General features: G+C 46.4%; 1 protein-coding gene. It reads left to right on the forward strand.

What is annotated here, in order from left to right:
- A partial coding sequence (locus LKX83_RS33585; protein ID WP_227887656.1) for a cation:proton antiporter domain-containing protein occupies positions 1–211 on the forward strand: 211 nt, incomplete at both ends.

The following is a 211-nucleotide window of genomic DNA, read 5'->3' on the forward strand; positions in this document are numbered from 1 at the left end:
GTTTGTTTTCTACAACAACGCGTATCTAACACAGCTTTTTGGGATTTTAGCCCTTATTATTATTCTATTTGATGGAGGCATGCAGACGAAGTGGGCGAATGTACGTCCCGTAGCAACGCCTGCCCTGTCACTCGCCACTGTGGGCGTATTGCTTACCACATTCATTGTCGGGATTTGCACACACTATATTTTGGGTCTTCCGTGGATGGAG

Origin of the sequence: Cohnella baijiui (genome assembly GCF_020731285.1) — a bacterium.
Lineage (GTDB): Bacteria > Bacillota > Bacilli > Paenibacillales > Paenibacillaceae > Cohnella.